Source organism: Oceanitalea stevensii (assembly GCF_014837105.1).
In the GTDB taxonomy this organism is placed as follows: domain Bacteria; phylum Actinomycetota; class Actinomycetes; order Actinomycetales; family Actinomycetaceae; genus Oceanitalea; species Oceanitalea stevensii.
The window spans coordinates 1-555 of the sequence record NZ_JACSPO010000029.1 but is presented as its reverse complement, the minus strand read 5'-3'; the positions used below and the strand labels follow the sequence as shown (position 1 = coordinate 555).

Annotated in this window: 1 pseudogene; it reads left to right on the top strand. The window is 71.9% G+C overall.

The features are described 5' to 3' along the window. Nucleotides 1-555, top strand: a pseudogene (locus H9624_RS16265) (alkaline phosphatase); the annotation flags it as partial.

Here is a 555-nt window from a genome sequence, read left to right as displayed (position 1 = left end):
GGCGGGGACGCCGACGTGGTCCTCACCTACGGCCGGCCCGGTGACGTCATCCTCGTGGGTGACTGGGACGGGGACGGCACCGACACCTTCGCGGTCCGCCGCGGCAACACCTACCACGTGAAGAACTCCATGCGGGGTGGGGACGCGGACGCGGTCTTCCACTACGGCCGGGAGAACGACGCGGTCATGGTCGGTGACTGGGACGGCAACGGGACGGACACCTTCGCGGTGCGCCGCGCCGCGACGTACCACGTGAAGAACTCGCTCCGTGGTGGGGACGCCGACACGGTGTTCACCTACGGCCGCGCCGCCGACATCACCCTCGCCGGTGACTGGGACGGTGACGGTCGGGACACCTTCACGGTGCGCCGCGGCGCCACCTACCACGTGAGCAACTCGCTGCGTGGCGGGGCCCCGGACACCGTGGTGACCTTCGGTCGCGCCGGTGACGAGGTCCACGTGGGTGACTGGGACGGCAACGGCACCGACACCCTCGGTGTCCGTCGCCCGGTCGGCCCGGCGCCCGTCGCCAAGGAGGTGCGGTCCGCCGCCAAG